Below are 1,241 nucleotides of genomic sequence, written 5' to 3' on the forward strand. Positions count from 1 at the left end.
CCTCGCTGCCCATCATCGCGGGGCAGACCCCGGTCGAGATCGCGAAGCGCGCGATGGAGACGGGGCGGCGCGAGGGGTATGACATCGTCATCCTCGACACCGCCGGCCGCCTGTCGATCGACGAAGCCCTGATGGACGAAGTGCGCGCCATCCGCGCCGAGACCAGCCCGGCGGAAACGCTGCTGGTAGTCGATGCCATGACCGGGCAGGACGCGGTCAACACGGCCAAGGCGTTTAACGAGGCCGTGGGCGTGACCGGCGTTGTCATGACCCGTATGGATGGCGATGCCCGTGGCGGCGCCGCCCTGTCCATGCGGGCCATTACCGGTGCGCCGATCAAGCTGACCGGTTCGGGCGAGAAGCTGGACGCGCTGGAGGAATTCCACCCCGAGCGCGTGGCGGGCCGTATCCTCGGGCTGGGTGACATCGCGGGGCTGGTCGAGAAGGCCGCCGACACCCTGGATCATGAGGAAAGCGAGAAACTCGCCCTCAAGATGATGCAGGGCAAGTTCGATCTGGACGATTACGCGGCGCAGATCCGCCAGATCAACAAGATGGGTTCCATTTCCGGCATCCTCGGCATGCTGCCCGGCATGGGCAAGCTCAAGGAAGCGCTGGGGGACAAGGAGCTTGATACCTCCGTCCTGCAGCGCCATCAGGCCATCATTTCATCCATGACCCGCAAGGAGCGGCGCACGCCCTCCATCATCAAGCGTCGCGCAAGAAGCGTATCGCCGCCGGGTCCGGTACGACCGTGCAGGAGATCAACCGTCTGCTCAAGCAGTACGACGCGATGGCCTCCATGATGAAGCGGTTCAGCAAGTTGGGAGTGAAGGGGCTGATGCGTCAGGGTCTGTCCGCACTCATGCCAAAGGGGGGACGCCCCCCCGGCGGCGGCGGGCGTCCGCCTTTTGGCTGAGCCTGAACGTCGTTCCCGTTTTCCTTTGTCTTTTTACTGTCTGGAGAAGTCTTAAATGAGCCTCAAGATCCGTCTCGCCCGCGCCGGTGCGAAAAAGCGTCCCTACTACCACATTGTCGTGGCGGACAGCCGCTCCCCGCGTGATGGCCGCTTCATCGAGCGTGTCGGCTCCTACAACCCGATGCTGCCTTCCGACCACGCCGACCGCGTGCGTCTGGTGGCCGAGCGCATCAGCCACTGGCTGTCCAATGGCGCGCAGCCGACCGACCGCGTGGCCCGTTTCCTTGGCAATGCCGGTCTTGCGCCGAAGCCGACCTGGAAC

Annotated in this window: 1 protein-coding gene and 1 pseudogene; both read left to right on the top strand. The window is 64.7% G+C overall.

Features of this window, described 5'->3' with window-relative positions:
• Window positions 1-919 (top strand): annotated as a pseudogene (locus tag JCM25156_RS25720) (signal recognition particle protein); the annotation flags it as partial.
• Between the two features lie 55 nt (window positions 920-974).
• Window positions 975-1,241: 30S ribosomal protein S16 (gene rpsP, locus JCM25156_RS17155; protein WP_025814118.1), on the top strand; the 267-nt coding region annotated here is incomplete at its 3' end.

This window comes from Komagataeibacter kakiaceti JCM 25156, from assembly GCF_000613305.1.